The sequence below is a fragment of the Mesorhizobium sp. Arg314 genome (genome assembly GCF_053714275.1).
On the sequence record NZ_JBSKBP010000298.1, the window covers coordinates 1 to 335 of the forward strand.

General features: G+C 66.9%; 1 pseudogene. It reads left to right on the top strand.

The annotated features are described in order from the left end of the window. Nucleotides 1-25: 25 nt before the first annotated feature. Nucleotides 26-335, top strand: a pseudogene (locus tag ACWGS9_RS35575) (hypothetical protein); the annotation flags it as partial.

Sequence of the window (335 nt, forward strand, 5' to 3'; positions counted from 1 at the left end):
CGGCGGCGGCACCCATTGGTCACTGCTGCTTGTTGACCGGCGCCTTCGGGACGCGCCGGTCGCCTATCATTACGACTCCGCCGGTGGGGCCAACAGCGCCGATGCACAAGAGCTCGCAAGACGACTGCGCGCCCGCCTGGAGACAGTCCGCATGGCCCAGCAGCAGAACGGGTACGATTGCGGCGTCTTTGTGCTCGAGGCCACGCGGGCCTTGGTTGGACAATTGGCGCAAGAAGGGCTGCCAACCCAAAGGCCACGGCACCTCGACAACCTCGTCGGCGATCGGCGGGCACTCCAAGACCGCCTCGGGCTGCACCCGACAATCGCCATGGAGG